This is a genomic window from Clostridium tertium (genome assembly GCF_902652255.1).
Lineage (GTDB): Bacteria > Bacillota > Clostridia > Clostridiales > Clostridiaceae > Clostridium > Clostridium tertium_A.
Window position 1 is genome coordinate 165265 of record NZ_CACRTO010000049.1, and the last position, 21242, is coordinate 186506.

Here is a 21242-nt window from a genome sequence, read left to right on the forward strand (position 1 = left end):
TTATATTCCAACTTTTTGATTTTGCAATACCTTTTTGAAATATTTTTTATTATTTAAGCATATTAGATGCAAAATAAAAAGGTTGTAACCTAAGCCTAAACTTAAATTACAACCTTTTTTATGCAAGTTAAATAAAATCCCTATTAATAATTTATAAGTCGTAGAAAGATATCTTTCTACTAAAGTATACTACTTTTTATTTTTAATATCTAAATACTACTACCCTCTGTTTGGATTTTATACCTTAACCTTTTTATATTTAAGTATTTCTTTTATAGCATTCATCCCATCTGTATTAAAAAATGGAACTGGCATTAATGAGCTTACTCCAACTAATAATGTAATAAATTTGTATACCACTTGCTCCTTTGGTAGTAATATGAATATAATAAAATTCATCAAAGGTCCTGAAATAATTATAATTAGCTTAGCAAATAGATTCAATTTTTCATATCCTTTTGATGAAAAATCAATATAACATGTTAAAACAATTGGAGATAATCTTATCTTTTTAATCTTTTTATAAATCACGTTACCTATTACAATTCTATCAACTTTTACTTTAAAAAATTTAAGCGCTATAAAATGACCTAATTCATGTAATATTGATATAATTATAAAAAAAATGTAATACTTAAACATTTCTTTTATCTATAACTCTCAATATTGAAATAGCGCACATAAATGTCATTGAACATATTAATAAAAATGGTAGCATCATTAGTAACCCTAATGAACTCCCTAGAATTACATAAGCAATTATTATAACAATTGGTAATAAAATCAAGAAATCAGCATATAGTACCTTATACAAATTTGATATATTTTTTATTGGTTTAAAATTTATATTATCCATATCTTTTATATATTCATCAATTATAATAAATGACCTTCTACTAGTAATTATTAATAATACACAAGAAGATATTGATAATAATAAGGATACTATAATCATTTTAGGTAAAATACTTTTATATTTATAATAAGTAACAATATCATTTGCGTAATTAGAATAATATTGATAACTTGGACCGTGCTTAACAAGATAGTTCATCAACTCTTCTTCACTACCCTCATTATATTCAACAAAAATATTTCTATAAAACAAATCTGACTTATCATATCCTTGGTTACTCATTTTACTTAATATATTGTTTAAACTATCTTCTGAATTTTTATGAACTTCAATAACACCATAAGCATTCTTAGAATTATTTTCAAAAGAAATTGTTACAACTGGCAAATTAGTTAATCCAACTATCCTATAGTTTTTATTATTTAACTTGATTTCTGTTCCAATTATTTTATTTATATCTCCAGTATAATTCCATTGTTTTTGCATTTGTTCATATGATACAACTGCTTCTAATTCATTATCTGTTGGCAATCTTCCTGCTATTAAGAACCCTTCGCATCCTGGATATGCACGTTGATAGTTTGGCGAATCAGTTATACTATTAGGTATAGAGAAAATTTTAAGTTCATCTGACTCATTATTAATTTCATTAAGATATCCCTGATCAATAACATATAACTTATCAACAAAGTCTCTATTCCCTAAGTCTATTAACTCCTTCGAATCGAAATAATCACTTGCATTTATATATTTTGATTCTATTTCTGCTTTAGGCACTGTAGCCTCTATATAAGACGCATACGGTTCAGCTATAAACAAAATTTCAATATAATTATTATTATCTAATTTACTTTCTAATGGTACATTAAATCTAATGAAACTCGCAGCAATCAATGAAATAATAATTAATAATATTGAAATTAAACTTATCATTAGTTTATTAAATTTAGATTGGAAAATATACGAAAATATATTTTGATTTTGTTTTACTTTTGATTCTTCATATTCTACATTCCCATATTTATTATCCTCTTTTGAATTTTTAATAATTTCTCCGCCTTCAAATATATACTCTGTATGATAATCTAAATTTAATCTTTCATCATGTGTTGATACTATAATAGTTTTGTTTTTACTAAGTTCATTTAATACTACTTGAACCTTTTCTGTAGTCCCATTATCTAGGTTATTAGTAGGTTCATCAAGAATTAATATAGGGGTATCTTTAACTAAACATCTTATTAGCGAAAGTTTAACAAATTCTCCTCCACTAATTTCTAGTATATCTCTATCTAAATAATCTACATCAAATAGTTTACAGTACTTTTCCAATAACCTAGTATTTTTAGTTCCAATATATTTTCTTGCACTAATAGAGTATTTATATAACTGTTGAGAAAAATATGAAATATTAGACTCTTTATTTATTACATCAGTATATTTATTCTTTTTTAAAATTGTTTCAATAAATGAAGTTTTTCCTGTTCCATTTTCACCTTTTAATACATATATTCCTTTTTTTGAAAAATCCACATTATTAATATTTACTTTTAATTTTCCCCTTTTTAGCAAGAAATCTTTAACCCTCATTTAATTAATCTCCTTAATTTTACTTTCAAAAATTTTCGTATAATTATAATAATAATATTTAAACAACAAATATATAATAAAAAGGTAACTATCATTATATAACTTTTATATAAAACAAATATACAACCTGCAGTAATTAAAGTAATGCTACATGCAAATACCGAAAAATATCTAATTAAATAATAATCTTTCTGATATCTATTTATTTCACTTATCGGAAAGCCATAATAATAATAATTTCTATATTTTTTTGAGTTTGATACTTCGTAAATATTTATAACAACATATAGTAATGCAATAATTAAAATAAAATAGATAATTAAAGTTTTAATTATTATCTTCCATATATTAAAATTATTTATTTCTATGTTTAACAAATATAGTTCATATCCCTGAATTAAAAAAGACTGCTTATCAAATCCACTTTCAATAATGAAATCCAAAAACTCAACATTATCCTTAATCTTTACAATAGCTTCTGTTGTTATATTCTTTTCATTATTTTCAGAGTATTTTAGTAAAGTTTCATTATAAAGCATTTCATTAAAATCAATAAAAATTGTATCATTAATATCATTTTCAAAAATTACATCATATTCATATTTCTGAAAATAATCTAAAATATTTTGATTTTTCAATGAAAGGGGCAATATTACTTGAGGTTGTGGAATTTCATCACTATTTAAAAAATCTTTTAAAAATGTTGTATATGATATATTGATATTTTGATTGTTAATATTTTTCAGTATTTCCTCTTCCATCTTCTCTTCAATATCGTAATATGATTTACTATCTAAATTATAAAATTGTTGAGGATATACTTTTTCAATTGTATCTCCATGAAATTCTAATCCTATTTCTAATCGTTTTGATTCATTGTCTAATTCATTAAAATATTGTAATTTATTTTTCTTTAAAGCCGATTTAATTAATGTGGTATTTAATGAATCTAAATCATTAAATTCACTTATATTAGTTCCCATTAAACTACTTATATGATATAATCCTTTTTTATATTTTGAATATGATTCTTCATTTTTTAATAAGTGAAAATTATTGAGTATGCTATATATGAAGAAAATTAAACTTATGATAAAGCAGAAATAAAAAATAAAGTTATGATTTTTATTATTATTTTTTATTTTTTTTATGTTAGTATATTCCAATTCATCTATAGATTCAATGTTCTTATTTACTTCTTCTAATAAACATAATTCTCCATCTTTAATTTCGTATTTTTTTACATACTCATCAAATCTATCATCATGACTAATAATTACAATTGCTTTTTTTCTAGAAAATTCCTTAATTAGTTCATATATTCTTGCAAACACTTTATAATCAATATCATTAGATGGCTCATCTAATATAATTATTTTTCTATCTGAAAATAAAATTCTTAAGAGAGAAATTACTCTTTTTTCCCCTCCACTTAAATACTTGGAGTTTTTTTCAATTAAATATGTTAAATTATATTTTTTGAGCACATTTAAAATTTTATCTTTTTTATCCTGATACATATCAATATTATCTAATATTGATATGTCCTTAAATATCAAATCATTTTCCTGTAGCATAAGTGAAATAAGCTTAGGATAGCTATTAAACAAAGTTTTAGCAATAGTTGTTTTTCCACTACCATTCTTTCCTTTAATTAAATATATTCCAACCTTATTTATATCTATAATAGCTTTGGAAAGTATTTTTTTAGATTTATTATTAATATATATATCCTCTAATCTAAAATACATTAATCTCTCTCCTTCAAAATAGCATTAGTATTTGACTTTATCTTACAATATAAAGTCAAATACTAAACAAGGGGAATATTCTTATAGCAACATTAAATCCACAACCAATTTTGATGCTTTATTTTTATTAGTTTCTTTAACTAATTTATATGCATATTTATCTATTCCAGTTGTATAATGCATATACCATTCACCATAATAAGCATTATTGGATTTACAATAGCCATTACTCCATTCTAATATATAGTTTCCACTATTCTTCTTCCAATATATTGAGTATTTAGTTCCTACTGTTCCTGCTGTTTGATTAACTCCATAATATAAAGATCCTGCTCTCCAATGTGTACGAGTCTCTGTAATTGCTATTGACTGATTTACAGCATATGAGGTATCAAATCTTGTACTTTCCTTTGCATTAACCCCATATATTGTTGCTATTATCCCTGCTATTCCTGCTATCGCTCCTATAATTCCAGCGATTATTACCCATGAAACATTCAATCTTTTAGTTCTTAATTTTGATTCCATATATTCTCCCCTTTTCAAATAATGATAATCTTTATACCCCTTGCTTTTTTCCATTTTATACTATTTTTTCAATAAAACAACACTTTTGCATTTTTTTCATTCAAGATATTTTTAATATGTAAATTGAAAAAGTAACTTCCGTTTTTTTAGTGAAACGGAAGTTACTCTTGCAAAGAGTTTGATATAATTAAGCTAACCTTTATTTTTAGAAATTGTTCATTAATGATAGCTTTTATTATTGATAGTTGTACGGAATTAGCTGTACAAGAAGCTATATATAAATTATATGAAGTAGTAGGATATGAAGAATTCAAAAGACATTTTCCTGTAATTTTAACATATAACGGATCTGAATTTAAATATCCTGAAGCGTTATAATTAGATAATGAAGGAAATCAAAGAACTAAGATATTTTATTGTAATCCTATGGCTTCTTACCAGAAGCCTCGCGTAGAAAAGAATCACGAATACATAAGGTATGTAATACCTAAAGGGAAATCCTTTAATAATAGGACTCAAGAAGATATTACTTTAATGCTGAACCATATTAATAGTACAGCAAGAACTAGTTTAAATGAAAACACACCATTCAAACTAACCAAAATGTTGTTAGATTCTTCATTATTATACAATCTATCCTTAAAACATATCCATGCAGATGAGGTACATCTAAAACCTGCACTTTTTAATAAAAAATATATCAAAAATTTAAGGCAAGTATCAGTGGAACTTAATCAGGCAAAGTTGAAGCAAAGTTCAGTTAGTTTTTCATTCAACAATTTGTAAATTTCAAAAGTAGTTTGTAATTTCACTCAACTTTCACCCTTCTAATCACAACATAAGGAAGCCTATATTTCTATAGCCTTCCTTATTTATGCAAGTTAAATAAAATCCCTATACCCATTCTTATCATTTAAATCATTTAGTAAATGCTTTATTTCCTGTTCCCTATTTCTATCCATCACTAGTATCACATCTCCAGCGTCTACTATGATTAAATCCTTAATGCCAAAGCCTATTACTAAGTTTTTTTCCCCAAAAACCGCACAATTTTCGCTATCTTGAAGGTATACATTTTCACTAACCTTATTACTTCTATTTTCTATTAAATATCTACTTAAGGCTGAAAAGCTTCCTATATCATCCCAAATAAAATCACTTTTAATTACAAAAGCCTTTCTTGTTTTTTGCATAACTCCAAAATCAATTGAGATTCCATCTATTATAGAATACTGTTCTTTAATGACTTCCTCTTCATCTTCTTCTCCCAAATGCTTATAAATTTCCATTAAAGATTTATAAAGCTTAGGAAGATATTTTTCTATTTCTCTTAGTATTACATCTGCTCTAAAAATAAACATACCTGAGTTCCATAAATAACTACCCTTTAATAAAAAGTCCCTTGCTACCTCAATATTAGGCTTTTCAGTAAATCTAGCTACTCTAAAACTAGGTATTTCCCCTTGGATTCTTTGTCCCATTTCAATATATCCATATCCTGTTTCTGCTCTACTTGGGGTTATCCCTAAGGTTACTATTCCCCTCTTTTTATTTGCAATATCTACAGCTTGCCCTAAAGTTTCTATATATAGCTTTTCATTTTCAATATGATGATCTGATGGCAGTACAACCACAATAGCATCATTATCTTTTTTCAACAGCTTAACTGCTGACAAACCTATACATGTAGCAGTTTCCTTATTCCTAGGCTCTGTAAATATATTATTAGAATTAATATTTTCAAGCTCAAGCTTAACTTTATCCTGATATTCCTTATTAGTAACTATATAGATATTATCCTTATCTATTAGTGGCGTTACTCTCTCTACTGTATTTTGTAGAAAGCTTTTGTTATTAATAACTTTAAGAAATTGCTTAGGCCTTTCTGATCTTGATAAAGGATAAAGTCTAGTGCCCTTTCCTCCTGCTAATATTAGCCCGTATATCAATAATTTTCAACTCCATGTAAATACTATGTTATATATTATGCTGTTATATTTGTTTTGTGAAATACTCCAAAATACTTTTGTTTTCTTCTTTTAATTTCAAATTTTATGGTGATTTATTTTAATTACAGACTTCAAAATCCGATTTTTTAACTTAGAATTCAAATTTTTCTAATAAAGCTCTTTCAATAAAATTTATATTAACTCCAAAAACTCTATAATCAGTATGTCTATGAGCATTCTCTTGCACCCCTAATATAATTTGATTATCTTCAGTAATCATCTAGTCTCTCTGAATAATAATTATTCATATAAATTCAACTATTAGATGCACATTATATAATACCTGTATTTAACTAACTCTCAAGTATTTTTTCCGTCATAATCTCTCCTCTATTTATTTCTTTACTATATAGATATAACTATGATAAATTAGGCTTTATTTTAAAAGAAAATTTTCAATTTGAACTTATGTAAAAAGACTACCTATAAAAATATAGATAGTCTTCATCATTTATTAAGTCTGTAAAATATATTTTTTTGCTAAATTCCCTTATTTTAAATTCTCCAGCATCTTCTTATATTCTTCATATTTATTATTAAATTCAATTGCAGCTTCTTTCGCTCTTTCACTTCCATCATGATTTGCTACTAACTTAAGTCTATCGTTTAATGCATCTAATTTCTCTTGATGAGTTAAAAAATATTCAATCATATCATCACATTCTTTTAATATTTCTTTTTCTTTTTTATTAATATCTTTGATTTCAGATATCTTCTTTCTATCCTCAATTACATTTTCAACATCATCAATAATTCCATTTATACTATCAACACTCCATATTGGATAAGTTGAATAATAAAAAACATCACCATCACCATAATCTACAAGTTGCATTTCATTAAGGAAATGATCAATAGTCCACATTTCTGCTGAATCTCTTGCCATTAAGTTTCCTGTATCCGCCAAGTCATATAGCTCTTGAACATCTATTTTATACCAATCAATTTCAAGTCTTACCTCTTCGTTGCTAGTATCTTCCTCTACTTCACCAATATCTGTACTGCCTTCTTCTTGAATAACTGGATTTGTACTAGAATTGCTTTTTGGATTATTGTATATGAAGATTCCTCCCCCTATTAATAAAGCTGCGGTTACTCCTGCTGCAATTCCTTTCATTCCAAGGCCTTTTCCAGTGGCTTTCAGGCTCTTATTAACTACATTATTATCACTACCTAAACTTTTCCCATTATCAAAAGAATTAGGTGGTTCGCTATTTATGTTGCTGTTATTATTAATCCCCTCTGATGTGCCTACTCCAGTTCCATTGGATCCATTGACTATACTACTTAAAATATTTTGCGAATCCGCTGCTGATATTCCTTCTCCTTGTAAAGCCATTCTAAGAAGTAATAGAATAAGTGGTAATCCAGTAATTCCATAAAGCTTTGTACCCTTCTTTTCTAAAAACTCTACTTCTGCTTGGATTTTCTTTCTCCCATAATTCAACCTACTCTTTACTGTCCCATCAGAAATATTTAACTTTTCTGCTATTTGTTTGACAGATAATCCATTATAATATCTTAAATAAATAGCCTCTTTTTGTTCCTCAGGAAGCGAATCTAATATATCTAATATCATTCTTTGCTTTTCTTTACTCTCTAGTATATCCTGTGGCAAAAGATCCTCATCTGTTTCATATTGCTGTTCAAAAATACCTTGTCCATCTTCAGATAATAATACTTCTTTTTTTCTTTTTTCTAAGTATCTTAAAGTTTTATTTCTTGCTATAATAAACATCCATGAATAAAATGCCTTGCAATCCCTTAATGTATCTATTTTATTATTAACTTGTATATAAGTTTCTTGAACTAATTCTATACAATCATCATTGTTTAAAGAATCACTCAATGAAAATATATAGTTATATAATTGATTATTAGTCTCTAAATAGATAACTTCAAATTCGGATTTATCTCCATTTTTAAATTTTTCTACATGATTTATTAACTCATTTTTATTCATAATGTTACCTCTATATTCAATTTATCTTATATAATCGTAACAATTCCTATATATTATGTCAATATTATGAAGAATCTGCATCTACCATTCTTCTCCTTATATTCTTGTATATTTCTATCTGTATTTCTACTGGAATTCTATCTACATTCAAAGCTCTCCTAATTACTAACGTTAATAAATAATTATTGTCTTTAAGTTTTTCCATGATGCACATCCCCTACCTTTTATTAAACTTATCATTAAAAGTTATTGAACATATCATTCATTCTACTCATTTCACTTGCCATTGTATCAGAAGGATTAAAACCTTCTCCTTGAATAAAACCTCCTTCATCGAATGCTGTTACGCTTTTTCTTGAAAACTCCATAAACTCTCTATCAACCATTTCTCGTTGTATCCTTAAATTATCCAAATTAGAATTTGAATAATTATTAAAATCAGCATTTGATACTTTCAAGTGCATACTTATGTTAGATTCTACATTCACACCTATACAAAATTCTTTTAAGATACCTACTATCTTAATTTTTTCTTCTTGAGTTATAGTTACATTGCTTCTATCATAATTTAATATATAATTAAGTATTTCCTTATCTCCATCTTCTCCTGCTGAAAATACTGGTATCCTAGTAGAGTTTATATCAACTACACAATTTTTATTTGTAAAATATACCGCTCCTTGTACCCATTTATTTAAATTATATCTTTTTAACATATCTGAAACTCTATACACATGTGTGCTAACTTGTTTTATTGGATTATAAAACGTCTTGCTATACCTACCACCTTTAATACCAACTTTATGCTGTACTATTTCTTTATCGTCTTCGTTTCCTTCAATTAATCCATTTAAGTTTTTAGTTTCAATTACAAATATCCCATTACTTCCTACTACAATATTATCTATTTGGCTTGTTTTATTATCTACCTTCACATTCAAATCACTTAAAACATAATAATCATCTGATAATTTCTCAAAAATTGAATTTGCCTTATTTTCTCCTTCTAAACCCGAGCTTAAAACATTAGCCTTTTTATCATTAATATTATATGCAACTAATGCAATTAAAAAAGGTATCAATGTTATTCCTCTAGTTGGAAGAATTAGTAGTAAAGATGGTATTCCTATAATTCTAGATATTCTTCTATACCACAAACACTTTTTTAATTCCCCTTGTAAATGATTATTTTTGTTAATTATTTTAGCCATAATCTCTCCTCCTAAATATCTTATTTATTTTCTTTATGTATATAAGATACATGAGGTTTCAATTTGGTTTTATTTTTCATAAAAAAATTAGAGTTATAATACCACAAAATATTATAACTCTAATTATTTTAAGTTCTTATAATACTATTACCACATATATTGTAAAACTATTTTATATAAACTGAACCACCACTTAAAAAGTCAATATACATATCCCCTTCAGTATATATAGGCTCTGGTCCTTCATATTCTGGAAAAATATCTATACCAACTGGAAACATTTGTGTATCACTTTTTTTACTTATCATTGTTTAAATAAACGGTATAACCATTAATTATAAATCCCACATTGTATATTTTATTACCAGTATTAATTAAATTCATTATCATTTCAGTTCCTTCTTCATCTAGCTTAATGACTTCATTCTCTACTGTTTCACCATTGTTTGCTCTAGTTATCATGTCATTTAACTTATTCTCTATCTCTTCAATATTTATATTAAATCCTTGTGTATTCAACCAATTAATTTCTGCAACTATTGCATCGTGTTTATTAATATCATACTCCGTAGTTTGATAGATACTAAATAATCCAACACTATATATAATTGTTTTATTGTTATTTTCATCATCTTTTATTGTAAAACCTAATATACCTTGTGAATCTCCAAATTTAATTCCCATTAAATCGCTATAATTTTGCCAAGTAGTGGAATAAATTTCAGTTCCATCAATATTATCTGCTGGATTTTCTAAAACCTCAAAATTCTTACTTGTTCCTTCTTTTGCTACATTTTCAAATTCATTTAGTTTTTCATTAATTTTTTCTTTTACCTCTTCTTCATCAAGTTTTAATGATAATTTTTCTTCCTTATTAACCTTAACTATTTGCATATCATTAAAAAATGGATATTTTTTATCTGTTTCTTTAGGACCTCCACATCCTACTAAGGCTAAACCCATCATTCCAACGATACATAAACTAAAAAACTTTTTTTTCATTATTATTTCCTCCTAAATTTTATTTTCATTATATAGATACATGAAGTCTTATTTAGGTTTTATTTTTTATGATATAATTTAAATCCCTATTTACCCCTAAAATTTTACATAATTATAGTTTATCACCAACTAATTTTATGGTCAATATTTGTATTAATTCTTTGAATTATAAAATATACAATTTTAATAATTAATATATTTTTATTTTTAAAACCATCAATTTTTAGAGATGCTGAAAATATAGGAGGTATATATATCCCCTATGTTCTATTTAATATATCTAATCAATGTAAATGGATTAGTTAACTATAATATGAATAATTTTATCTATATTGGTTTAACTATTGTTTTCATCTTATTTTTTATAAATTTAGTTAGTACAAATATTAAATCACTTTAACTTTTTGAAATTTTTCAAGTATTACAGACTTTATATATTGACATTTTTTTCGATTCAATCTATTATAATATTATAAGTAAATATTCCATTAAGAGGGAGTAGTTGAAAATATAACATCAACATTCGCGGCTAATATAGTCTGGTGTTATATACCATTTTGGTAACGAGACTTTTAATACAGTTTTTATTTTATAAAAATTGTATTAAGAGTCTCTTTTTTTATAGGCTCCTGGAAATAATCTATATTCTTATTATTAAGTTTGGAGGAATTATAATGAAAAAGTATTTTTCAATGCCTTACGAAGAAGTTCTAAATGAGTTTAATGTTACTTCTGAGGGTTTAAGCGAAAAGCAACTTAAGGACAACCTTGAAAAGTATGGTCTTAACCAATTAACTGAAAAGAAAAAACAAACGGTACTTCAAGTATTTATTAGTCAATTTAAAGACTTATTAGTATTAATTTTAATTGCAGCTGCAATTATCTCTGCGATTACTGGAAACTTAGAAAGTACATTAGTTATTATTGCTGTTATTGTACTTAACGCTCTTTTAGGTACTGTTCAGCATTTTAAAGCAGAGCAATCTTTAGATAGTTTAAAAGCTTTATCCTCACCTTGTGCAAAGGTATATAGGAATGGTCATAAAGTAGAAATCCCATCTAAAGAATTAGTGCCTGGTGATATTTTAATCCTTGAAGCTGGAGATATGATTTCTGCTGATGGTAGAATTATTCAAAACTTCTCTCTTCAAGTAAATGAAAGTTCCCTTACTGGTGAATCAGAGAGTGTGGACAAGATAGTTGATATTATTGAAAAAGAAGAAATAGCTTTAGGTGACCAAAAGAACATGGTATTCTCAGGTTCTCTAGTTACTTATGGTAGAGCTTTAGTAGTAGTTACTGGAACTGGTATGAATACTGAAATAGGTAAGATTGCTAATCTTATGGAAGAAACTCAAGAAAAGCAAACTCCTCTTCAAGTAAGCTTAGATGACTTTAGTAAAAAACTTGCTATTGGTATATTCATAGTTTGTATCTTAGTTTTTGCTTTAAGCCTTTATAGAGGAACTGCCCTTTTAGATTCTCTAATGTTTGCTGTTGCCTTAGCTGTTGCAGCTATACCAGAAGCATTAAGCTCAATAGTTACAATAGTTCTAGCTCTTGGGACTCAAAAGATGGCAAAAGAAAATGCTATAGTTAAAAAATTAAGAGCTGTTGAAGGATTAGGTTCTGTATCTGTAATATGTTCAGATAAAACTGGTACTTTAACTCAAAATAAAATGACTGTAAAGAAAATTTATTTTGATAATAAATTAGTAGATGGTGAAGAATGTGATTTAAATGATGAAGTAGCTAAATACTTAGTTAATGCTTCAATATTATGTAATGATTCTACTTCAAAAGATGGTGTAGAAATTGGAGATCCAACTGAAGTAGCTTTAGTTAACCTTGGTCATAAACTATCTATAGAAGAATTAGACTTAAGAAAAACATATGGAAGATTAGGCGAAATACCTTTTGATTCTGACAGAAAGCTTATGAGTACACTTCATAACTTTGATAACAAGTACTTAATGTTTACTAAAGGTGCTTTCGATGTACTTTTAGATAGAATAGTTAAAATTAAGACTTCTTCTGGAGTTAGAGATATAACTTATGAGGATAAGCAAAATATTATTAATACTAATAAACAATTATCTCAAAGTGGTTTAAGAGTATTAGCCTTTGCTTATAAAGAGTTTGAAACTGCTGACAATGCTTTAACTTTAGAACATGAGAATGGATACACCTTCCTTGGTCTTATTTCAATGATAGATCCACCAAGAGAAGAATCTGCTGAAGCTGTTAGAGATTGTATAACTGCTGGAATTAAACCAGTTATGATTACAGGAGACCATAAAATAACTGCTTCTGCTATAGCTAAGCAAATAGGAATCTTACAAGATGGTGATAGAGCTATTGAAGGTGTTGAATTAGAAAAAATGACAGATGATGAGCTTAGAGAAAATGTTGAGCATATATCAGTTTATGCTAGAGTTTCTCCTGAGCATAAAATAAGAATCGTTAGAGCTTGGCAAGAAAGAGATGAAATTGTTGCTATGACAGGTGATGGAGTTAATGATGCTCCTGCTCTTAAACAAGCTGATATCGGTATAGCTATGGGTATTACAGGTACAGAGGTATCTAAAGATGCTGCATCAGTAATATTAACAGATGATAACTTTGCAACTATAGTTAAATCTGTTGCTAATGGTAGAAATATTTATAAGAATATAAAGAACTCTATTAAGTTCTTATTATCTGGTAATGCTTCAGGTATATTATCAGTATTATATGCTTCAATTATGGCGCTACCAATGCCATTCCATGCAGTGCATTTACTATTTATAAACCTATTAACAGATAGTTTACCTGCTATTGCAATAGGAATGGAAAAGTCTCAAAAAGATTTATTAAAGGACAAACCTAGAGGAAGAAATTCTTCAATACTATCTAAAGATCTTATAACAGAAATTGCTCTTGAAGGTTTAGTAATTTCAATATTTACTTTAGCAGCATTCCATATGGGCCTAAAAGTAAATGATGCTGTTGGTTCAACTATGGCTTTTGCTACACTATGTTTAGCTAGACTATTCCACGGATTTAACTGTAGAGGAGATAAATCAATATTCTCTATTGGATTATTCTCAAACAGATATAGCTGGATGGCTTTTGGTGTAGGATTATTATTACTAAATGCAGTTTTATTCCTACCATTTATGCAAAGCTTATTTGAAGTATCAGCATTAACTGGACCACAAGTAGGATACATTTACTTATTTGCTTTCCTACCAACTGTAATTATTCAAGTAGTTAAGGTAATAAGAGATTTAGTATCTAGCAATAAATCTTCAAGCGAAAATATCGTTGAAGAAAAGAATGATATAAGCAAAGTAGCATAATAAAATGCAACGCATTTTATTAATGAAAGAATGAAAAAATTAAAGAATGAAAAAATGCTTATAAAAAATCCTTGCAGATTTTTTATAAAATCATATCTATAATTAAGAGGTTTTGCTATGCAGAACCTCTTAATTTTTTTCATTTCTTCATTCCTTCATTTTTTCACTTTTTAATTTCTTAATTTTATCATTCCTTCATTCTTTCATTTTTTAATTTCTATTTCGAATTCTGGCATTCCTGATGCATATGGAGCTATTTCATAATAAGGAAAATGTATTATCAACTTATTATCTTTTATATAGAATTGTTGATTTTCTTTTATTCCATTAAATCCTTCTTTTCCTGGAAAATAATATTCAGGATGCTTATTTACTTCTTTTCTAATTTCTTCATTTATATAACTCTTATAATCATACCCTTCCGTAAATAAGTCTTTTAGTTGAACATCCTCTCCATTACTTATTTTTATATTATAAGTATCTCTTACAGTTATTCCATGAGCTCCTCCACTAAACTGATAATAATCTATATAAAAGCTTAGAATTTGATTATCATTAGTTAAACTATATCGAGCAAATACTTCATATGGTATTGTAGGTCTCAAGTCTTCACTTGTATCTTTAACTTCCTTTATCCACATATTAGTTCTATTCAAAATCTTGTTGTTGATATCTTTTTCCTTCTCTTTATCAGCAAGTCCTACGATTTGAGGAATTTCTACATCAATATTTATAAAACTTGTCTTTTCTTTTATAGGTTTATCCACAATAATAGGATTTTCGACAAAATTATTGTTTGTATTTATCAACATAGCCTGTGGATAACTACCAATAATTAATAGAATTACTATACCTGATACTATTACCTTATTTACTACTCTCATAACACTTTCTCCTACTTACATAGTAATTTTTTCAATATTAAATCTTTTTCCAAAGTCATATTTAATAGTATCTACATATTTATTATTAATTATTAACATTCATGTCAACACCCTTTACACAACTTATCCACATATGCATGTGGATTATGTGTGTAACCTTGATATTTTTACCATAAAAACCTATAATTTAATTTTATTTTTTATTAAAACCATTATAGAAAGCCATCTTGAAGGCTGTGGATAACTTTCTCCATCTATCAACCTATAAGTGAATAATCAGTAATTAATAATCAAATTCAACTAATTATAGCTTATTATTCTATGCTTTTCCTCAATACTATAGTTAATTTCTTTCATTAATATCCCATAAAAAAGAATAAATCATATAAAAATTCTCCTTCGCCCTAATCTGAGTTTACGACCGAGAAAGAAGGAGATTTTTATATGATTTATCTAACTAAATTCTTTGGTTTTTCCAGAAGTACCTATTAACTTACTTAATTCTCTTAATTCTTCAGATGTTAAGTCTCTCCAAGCTCCTATTTTTAAATCATCTAGTTTTATATTCATTATCCTTATTCTTTTTAGCTTTACTACGTTATACCCTAAGGTTTCACACATTCTTCTTATCTGCCTATTCATACCTTGAGTTAATATTATTCTAAATGTCCTTGCTCCTATTTTTTCTACAAAGCACTCTTTCGTTATAGTGCCTAGTATTCTAACTCCTGAGGACATTGCTTCTATAAATTTATCACTTATAGGTCTGTCTACTGTAACAATATATTCTTTTTCATGATTGTTTCCAGCTCTTAAAATCTTATTTACTATATCTCCATCATTAGTTAAAAGTATTAATCCTTGTGAATCTTTATCTAGTCTTCCTATAGGAAATATTCGTTTTTTATGATTTACAAAGTCTACTATATTTCCTTTTACCTTTTTTTCAGTTGTACAAGTAATTCCTACTGGCTTATTTAAAGCTATATAAACTAATTCCTCTTCCTTAAATAAAGGCTTTCCATCTACCCTTACTTTAGCATTTTTTGAAACCTTAGTACCCATAACTGCTTTTTCACCATTTACAGTTACTCTGCCAGACTCTATTAACTTATCCGCTTCTCTTCTTGAACAAAATCCAGTTTCACTTATAAATTTATTTAACCTAACTTCTTCGCCTCTATCATTATGTACTATTACATATTTACTATTTTTTTTATTCATTTTATCACCTATTTAATATTTTAAGGACTTACCTTATGTTCATCACCCGAGTTATTTAGTTTAACTTCTATATTCTTTTCATCAATAAATTTTTCAGTTTTTTCTAGTGCATTGTATTCTAAAGCTTTTCCAGTTACAGTTATTACTATACCTGTGTCTGGAAGCATTTCATTTTTAGCTGCATAATCTATTATATCCAATACTGACTCATCTAATTTGGAATTATGAAGATTCAATTCATCTAACATAATATTACCTTTTTCAGTTCCTGTATAAGCATCAATTATATTATTATATTTGTTTACTTCTAAAGTTATTGATGATGTAGTGTCTATAACTATAGTTTTATCTATTTTTCTATAATTAAATATTAGTATAGCTGAAATAAGCACTATTATGCTTAGAAAAATAGATATTTGTAGCTTGTACTTACTTAATCTAAAGCCTTCTTTAGCCACTACTTCCTCTCCAATTCTAGCTTCTTTTTCAGACTTAACCTTAATGAACTCTCCCTTAGATGTTAAGATTATAGTAGATCCCATAGATTTCTCCATTACAATCCCTCTATGTTCTTCTTCCTTTATGGATTGAGAAATTTCCTCAGCACCTAAAATATTTATAGATTCCACTATTTGAAGATAATCTTGTAAGTTTTTATAATATGGATTTGCAAGAATTATAATATACGTAATAATATGTTCCTTCCACTCTATAAGAAACTCCTTGTCCACCGGTGTTCTTCTTAATATTCTATTAACGGGAAACTTCTTAGTCTTATTAAAAAACTCAAATAATTCTACATCTTCAATTATGAAATATGATATGTTTAAAATTTTATTTCTTGTTATATATGAAGGTTCATCATGATATAAATCCTTAATTAATATCTTATAATTTAAAAGTTCTTCACTTAGCCTTTCAATTTCTTCTCTTCTTTTATCTATTACTTCATCTAAAGCTAAAAGAGATGGGGCCTTTGTAGAAAACTTATATTTGTCTGCTTGAAAATCTGCCATTTCAAAACTCCCCCTTTTATTTATAAATCATTTGTTTCAACTAACTTACCTTTAACTATAACTCTTTCCTTTGCTCCTACAGTACAAGTAACTAAAGTTATTGTCGCATCATCAGTATCATCAAGAACATCTACTCTATCTGGAGCCACAATAAAATTATCTGTTATCTCATATACATATTCTTTCTTATTAGCCTTAACTAATATTTTATCCCCTAATTCAGTCTTATATAAATTAACAAAAGCTTCTGAGTAATCTGAAACCCTATGCCCTGCTACAGCAAAATTACCCTTTTCACCAGGCATTGCTGAACCCTCAAAATGTCCTAAATAGTATTGAAGAATATCATCGGCAATTCCTTCTACTAATCCTTGCGATAAATCTATACTTGGAATTTCTATTAATGCAATAGGCTTATACCCATTAATTAATTCCTCTTCTTCTTCCTCAGATAATTCCTTTGGCTGGTCATTTATCACTTGTTCTAAAATATTTTGTAGTTCTTTTTGCTTATTAGATGTCTCTATTTTCTTATAGATAATTGATACTATTATACTTAATCCTAATATTATTAATGCAAGTCCTAATATTCTTCTAAGCTTTTCCTTCAAACTGCTCAACTCCTATAAACTTTTATAAATATTCATCATATATTATATCATAAAGTAGTATTATCATTAATCATTTAGGAGAAAGTTGTGAAGGGAAAAATAATTTATGTAGACTTTATTTTCAAGCGTAAAAAAATTACTTCTTGGCATTTTTTACTTATCTATAAAATTAGATATATTTTTAGGGGTTCAATTAATAATTTATTCAAATATAAATTCATTAAAAAAGAGAATTATGATAATTCTTCTAAACTATATCCCTTTAAAAGAGTATTATAATTTGCTAATAACATAGTGACGTAATTATATTAAATTATGATTATTTCACTATGTTATTTAATTTTTCAATGCTTTCTAACATAATAATTGAATTAACCCCAATAACTTTGCTGTAAATCCTTGAATTTATATTTCTTTAGGGTAAAATTATCCTATATATAATTCTTGGAGGTAATTTATGAGAATAGGATTAGGATACGATGTACATCGTCTAGTTGAAGGAAGAGATCTTATAATAGGTGGAGTTACTATCCCTTATGAAAAAGGTCTACTTGGACATTCAGATGCTGATGTTTTACTTCATGCAATAATGGACTCACTACTAGGGGCCTCTGCCCTTGGAGATATAGGAAAACATTTCCCTGATACTGATGAAAAGTACAAGGGAATTTCAAGCATTAAATTATTAGAGGAAGTGGGAAAGCTTTTATATAAGAATGGATTCTCTATTAATAATATTGATTCAACTATAATTGCTCAAAAGCCAAAGATGGCTCCACATATAATGAATATGCGTGAAAACATAGCAAAAGCTTTAAATATTGAGCTTAATAAAATTAATGTTAAAGCTACAACTGAAGAAGGATTAGGCTTCACTGGAACAGGGGAAGGAATATCCTCTCAAAGTATATGCCTACTTGAAATTAATCGTTAACTTTTGTCATAAAATGCGAAGCATTTTATTAATGAAAGAATGAAAAAATTAAAAAATGAAAGAATGCCTATAAAAAATCCTTACAGATTTTTTATAAGTAAATCTTTAAAACAAAAGAGGTTTTGCATTGCAAAACCTCTTCCTTCATTTTTTCATTCCTTCATTCTCTTAATTTTTTCATTTTAAAATGCTTCGCATTTTAAAAATTAAATTCACTTCTTTTCAAATAGTACATAACCAACTTCTGTTGGATGATCTAATACCAACACATTCTCTTTATCTATATGTGATAGTAACTTAAATACTATTGTTGTGTCTCCTCCCGCACTTATTATGTTCAAAGCAGATAATAATAGTACATAAGGATTTCCTGTTATAATTGCTATAACTCCTATTGCTACTCCAAGTACAAAAAATGGCATTATTGTTCCCATCAAATAACTTTTGATATTTAATGGTTCCTTGCAATGGCAGTAAGGAGTAAGTTTACTCCACATAACTCCAAAGTGAATACTATCCCATCCATTTCTACAGAAAGCTTTCCATGTGAATCCATGTATATATTCATGAATAGGTATTGATACTACAGCTATTATCCATGTCAGTATAAAAGGAGAAAATGAGGCTAATTGAAAGTATAGTTCCCTCCAAATTATTAGATATATAAAAAATATTATTAATGCAAATGGTCCAGCAGTTATAAGTGCTAAAATATTTGCCTTCAAAACTGATATATAAGATATATGTTCCTTATAACCTAAACTCAATAATTTCTCTCTAAGATTTACATAATTTTCTGAGATTTCATTTTTCTTATCAGACATATTTACCACCGCCTAAATGTAATTATATAACAATTATACATTATATTTACTACATTCTTCTATAGCTATTCTAATAAGTAAATTATTAATTGAAAAAGGCTTTGCTCATAAAGAAGCAAAGCCTTTTTTGGTTATATATATTAATTTTACAACAGCCATTAATTATTTTTTCAATAAACTTTATTTATTTCTCCAATAAAAGTATATTGCTATTATAGCACATATTCCCATAAGATATGGGTAAAATAAATATTTCATTATTGAAAAAGGTGAAATTGCAGCTAATCCTGCTGCTGATATTAATTGAGCTCCATATGGTATTATTCCTTGGAAAACACAAGAGAACATATCCATAATACCTGCTACTCTCTTTGGCTCTAAGTCAAATTCATTTGAAATATCTTTTGCTATAGGTCCTACTGTTACTATTGCAACTGTATTGTTAGCAGTACATATATCCACTAAGCTTACTAATGTAGCAATTCCATATTCAGCTCCTCTTTTGCTCTTAAAGCCTCTTAGGCCTTTACTAAGTATAAAGTCTATTCCACCATTATGTTTTATAATTTCTATTGTCCCTGCAATAAGTATTGATATAATAATAAGTTCGCTCATTCCAGAAATCCCTGTAGATATTGAACTAAAGAAGCCTAATATATCAAAACTTCCAAAAATAAATCCAATAAGTCCAGAAGATAAAATTCCTAGTAGTAAAACTATTATTACATTCACTCCAAGTAATGCAGTTGCAATTACTATTATGTAAGGTAAAATTTGAACTAAATTAAAATCTAATGTATCTAAGATTATTGCTGAAGAATTTCTAGTTAATAACATAAATATAACTGCAGTTAAAATAGCTGCTGGAAGAACTATTCTAAAATTCATTTTAAACTTATCCTTCATTTCACAACCTTGAGTTCTAGTTGCTGCTATAGTAGTATCTGAAATTATAGATAAATTATCTCCAAACATAGCACCACTAACTACTGCTCCAACTGCTAACGCTACAGCTATACCTGTCTTGTCTGCAATTCCTACTGCAATAGGAACAAGTGCAACTATTGTACCCATAGAAGTCCCTATTGATAAAGCAATAAAACAACCTATAACAAACATACCAGGTATTAAAAGTCCACTTGGTAATAATGATAAACCAAGATTAACTGTAGAATCTACTGCTCCCATATCCTTAGCTACCTGTGCAAATGATCCTGCTAATATAAATATGAGAACCATTAATAAAATATTACTATTTCCTGCACCCTTGCAAAAAATTTCTATCTTATCATTAAAATTTTCTTTTCTATTCATTAATAATGCTGTCAATGCAGCTGCTAAAAATGGAACTATTATAGACATTGCATAAAAATCTTTAGCTAACATAGCTCCACCTAAGTAAACTAAAATAAATACTACTAATGGAAGTAATGCTAGTCCATTTCCTTTTCTCTTCAAATTAAACTCTCTCCTTCAAAATTAGTAAATTCTAATTCTC

General features: G+C 27.1%; 18 protein-coding genes. 3 read left to right on the plus strand and 15 right to left on the minus strand.

Annotated features, from left to right (window positions below; all coding sequences use genetic code 11):
• Positions 1-237: 237 nt before the first annotated feature.
• From GPX08_RS16810 to GPX08_RS16825, 4 genes are all read right to left on the minus strand, one after another.
• Positions 238-642, minus strand: a complete 405-nt coding sequence (locus GPX08_RS16810) for a hypothetical protein (RefSeq protein ID WP_156627966.1) — start codon at positions 640-642, stop codon at positions 238-240.
• Complete coding sequence (locus GPX08_RS16815) at positions 635-2446, minus strand: ATP-binding cassette domain-containing protein (protein WP_156627967.1); 1812 nt, start codon at positions 2444-2446, stop codon at positions 635-637. Before GPX08_RS16815 ends, GPX08_RS16810 begins: the two co-directional genes overlap by 8 nt.
• Positions 2443-4197 (minus strand): ATP-binding cassette domain-containing protein, encoded by a 1755-nt coding sequence (locus tag GPX08_RS16820; protein WP_156627968.1) that lies wholly within the window; start codon positions 4195-4197, stop codon positions 2443-2445. The genes GPX08_RS16815 and GPX08_RS16820 overlap by 4 nt, the downstream gene beginning before the upstream one ends.
• 81 nt (positions 4198-4278) lie before the next feature.
• Positions 4279-4725, minus strand: a complete 447-nt coding sequence (locus GPX08_RS16825) for a hypothetical protein (protein WP_156627969.1) — start codon at positions 4723-4725, stop codon at positions 4279-4281.
• A 222-nt stretch (positions 4726-4947) separates the two neighbouring features.
• On the opposite strand from GPX08_RS16825, the gene GPX08_RS16830 reads away from it, so the two are divergent.
• Positions 4948-5103 (plus strand): hypothetical protein, encoded by a 156-nt coding sequence (locus tag GPX08_RS16830; protein WP_156627970.1) that lies wholly within the window; start codon positions 4948-4950, stop codon positions 5101-5103.
• 503 nt (positions 5104-5606) lie between these two features.
• On the opposite strand, the gene GPX08_RS16835 is transcribed toward GPX08_RS16830, so the two are convergent.
• The 5 genes from GPX08_RS16835 to GPX08_RS16855 form a co-directional block, all read right to left on the minus strand.
• Positions 5607-6674, minus strand: a complete 1068-nt coding sequence (locus GPX08_RS16835; RefSeq protein WP_156627971.1) for an NTP transferase domain-containing protein — start codon at positions 6672-6674, stop codon at positions 5607-5609.
• A 550-nt stretch (positions 6675-7224) separates the two neighbouring features.
• Entirely contained in the window at positions 7225-8697 is a 1473-nt protein-coding gene (locus GPX08_RS16840) for a sigma-70 family RNA polymerase sigma factor (RefSeq protein WP_156627972.1), read from the minus strand.
• A gap of 64 nt (positions 8698-8761) precedes the next feature.
• Positions 8762-8902 carry a hypothetical protein gene (locus tag GPX08_RS16845; RefSeq protein WP_156627973.1) on the minus strand — a complete coding sequence of 47 codons (141 nt, stop codon included), beginning with the start codon at positions 8900-8902 and terminating at the stop codon, positions 8762-8764.
• Positions 8903-8936: 34 nt separating this feature from the next.
• The gene (locus tag GPX08_RS16850) at positions 8937-9908 is read right to left on the minus strand and encodes a hypothetical protein (RefSeq protein ID WP_156627974.1); all 972 of its coding nucleotides are present in this window, start codon (positions 9906-9908) and stop codon (positions 8937-8939) included.
• Positions 9909-10205: 297 nt separating this feature from the next.
• Entirely contained in the window at positions 10206-10910 is a 705-nt protein-coding gene (locus tag GPX08_RS16855; RefSeq protein ID WP_156627975.1) for a hypothetical protein, read from the minus strand.
• A 674-nt stretch (positions 10911-11584) separates the two neighbouring features.
• Between GPX08_RS16855 and GPX08_RS16860 the strand changes: the two genes are divergently transcribed.
• Entirely contained in the window at positions 11585-14251 is a 2667-nt protein-coding gene (locus GPX08_RS16860; protein ID WP_156627976.1) for an HAD-IC family P-type ATPase, read from the plus strand.
• A gap of 203 nt (positions 14252-14454) precedes the next feature.
• On the opposite strand, the gene GPX08_RS16865 is transcribed toward GPX08_RS16860, so the two are convergent.
• From GPX08_RS16865 to GPX08_RS16880, 4 genes are all read right to left on the minus strand, one after another.
• A complete protein-coding gene (locus GPX08_RS16865) occupies positions 14455-15135 on the minus strand; it encodes a DUF4163 domain-containing protein (RefSeq protein ID WP_156627977.1) in 681 nt (226 codons plus the stop codon).
• A gap of 453 nt (positions 15136-15588) precedes the next feature.
• Positions 15589-16359 (minus strand): 23S rRNA pseudouridine(2604) synthase RluF, encoded by a 771-nt coding sequence (rluF, locus tag GPX08_RS16870; RefSeq protein WP_156627978.1) that lies wholly within the window; start codon positions 16357-16359, stop codon positions 15589-15591.
• 20 nt (positions 16360-16379) lie between these two features.
• Positions 16380-17375 (minus strand): anti-sigma factor domain-containing protein, encoded by a 996-nt coding sequence (locus GPX08_RS16875; protein ID WP_156627979.1) that lies wholly within the window; start codon positions 17373-17375, stop codon positions 16380-16382.
• 20 nt (positions 17376-17395) lie between these two features.
• Entirely contained in the window at positions 17396-17986 is a 591-nt protein-coding gene (locus GPX08_RS16880; protein WP_156627980.1) for a sortase, read from the minus strand.
• A 457-nt stretch (positions 17987-18443) separates the two neighbouring features.
• Here GPX08_RS16880 and GPX08_RS16885 point away from each other — a divergent pair, with 457 nt between their 5' ends.
• Complete coding sequence (locus GPX08_RS16885) at positions 18444-18920, plus strand: 2-C-methyl-D-erythritol 2,4-cyclodiphosphate synthase (protein ID WP_156627981.1); 477 nt, start codon at positions 18444-18446, stop codon at positions 18918-18920.
• A gap of 212 nt (positions 18921-19132) precedes the next feature.
• Here GPX08_RS16885 and GPX08_RS16890 read toward each other — a convergent pair whose 3' ends face one another.
• Positions 19133-19744 carry a DUF3267 domain-containing protein gene (locus tag GPX08_RS16890; RefSeq protein ID WP_156627982.1) on the minus strand — a complete coding sequence of 204 codons (612 nt, stop codon included), beginning with the start codon at positions 19742-19744 and terminating at the stop codon, positions 19133-19135.
• 180 nt (positions 19745-19924) lie between these two features.
• Positions 19925-21202 (minus strand): Na+/H+ antiporter NhaC family protein, encoded by a 1278-nt coding sequence (locus GPX08_RS16895; protein WP_156627983.1) that lies wholly within the window; start codon positions 21200-21202, stop codon positions 19925-19927.
• Positions 21203-21242: the final 40 nt, after the last annotated feature.

What these genes read in the sequence shown, in the direction of transcription:
- GPX08_RS16885 (WP_156627981.1), top strand. Translation starts at nt 18,444, where the DNA reads ATGAGAATAGGATTAGGATACGATGTACATCGTCTAGTTGAAGGAAGA.
- GPX08_RS16845 (WP_156627973.1), bottom strand. Translation starts at nt 8,902, where the DNA reads ATGGAAAAACTTAAAGACAATAATTATTTATTAACGTTAGTAATTAGG.
- GPX08_RS16810 (WP_156627966.1), bottom strand. Translation starts at nt 642, where the DNA reads ATGTTTAAGTATTACATTTTTTTTATAATTATATCAATATTACATGAA.
- rluF (WP_156627978.1), bottom strand. Translation starts at nt 16,359, where the DNA reads ATGAATAAAAAAAATAGTAAATATGTAATAGTACATAATGATAGAGGC.
- GPX08_RS16890 (WP_156627982.1), bottom strand. Translation starts at nt 19,744, where the DNA reads ATGTCTGATAAGAAAAATGAAATCTCAGAAAATTATGTAAATCTTAGA.
- GPX08_RS16820 (WP_156627968.1), bottom strand. Translation starts at nt 4,197, where the DNA reads ATGTATTTTAGATTAGAGGATATATATATTAATAATAAATCTAAAAAA.
- GPX08_RS16850 (WP_156627974.1), bottom strand. Translation starts at nt 9,908, where the DNA reads ATGGCTAAAATAATTAACAAAAATAATCATTTACAAGGGGAATTAAAA.
- GPX08_RS16860 (WP_156627976.1), top strand. Translation starts at nt 11,585, where the DNA reads ATGAAAAAGTATTTTTCAATGCCTTACGAAGAAGTTCTAAATGAGTTT.
- GPX08_RS16855 (WP_156627975.1), bottom strand. Translation starts at nt 10,910, where the DNA reads ATGAAAAAAAAGTTTTTTAGTTTATGTATCGTTGGAATGATGGGTTTA.
- GPX08_RS16865 (WP_156627977.1), bottom strand. Translation starts at nt 15,135, where the DNA reads ATGAGAGTAGTAAATAAGGTAATAGTATCAGGTATAGTAATTCTATTA.
- GPX08_RS16840 (WP_156627972.1), bottom strand. Translation starts at nt 8,697, where the DNA reads ATGAATAAAAATGAGTTAATAAATCATGTAGAAAAATTTAAAAATGGA.
- GPX08_RS16815 (WP_156627967.1), bottom strand. Translation starts at nt 2,446, where the DNA reads ATGAGGGTTAAAGATTTCTTGCTAAAAAGGGGAAAATTAAAAGTAAAT.
- GPX08_RS16825 (WP_156627969.1), bottom strand. Translation starts at nt 4,725, where the DNA reads ATGGAATCAAAATTAAGAACTAAAAGATTGAATGTTTCATGGGTAATA.
- GPX08_RS16830 (WP_156627970.1), top strand. Translation starts at nt 4,948, where the DNA reads ATGATAGCTTTTATTATTGATAGTTGTACGGAATTAGCTGTACAAGAA.
- GPX08_RS16875 (WP_156627979.1), bottom strand. Translation starts at nt 17,375, where the DNA reads ATGGCAGATTTTCAAGCAGACAAATATAAGTTTTCTACAAAGGCCCCA.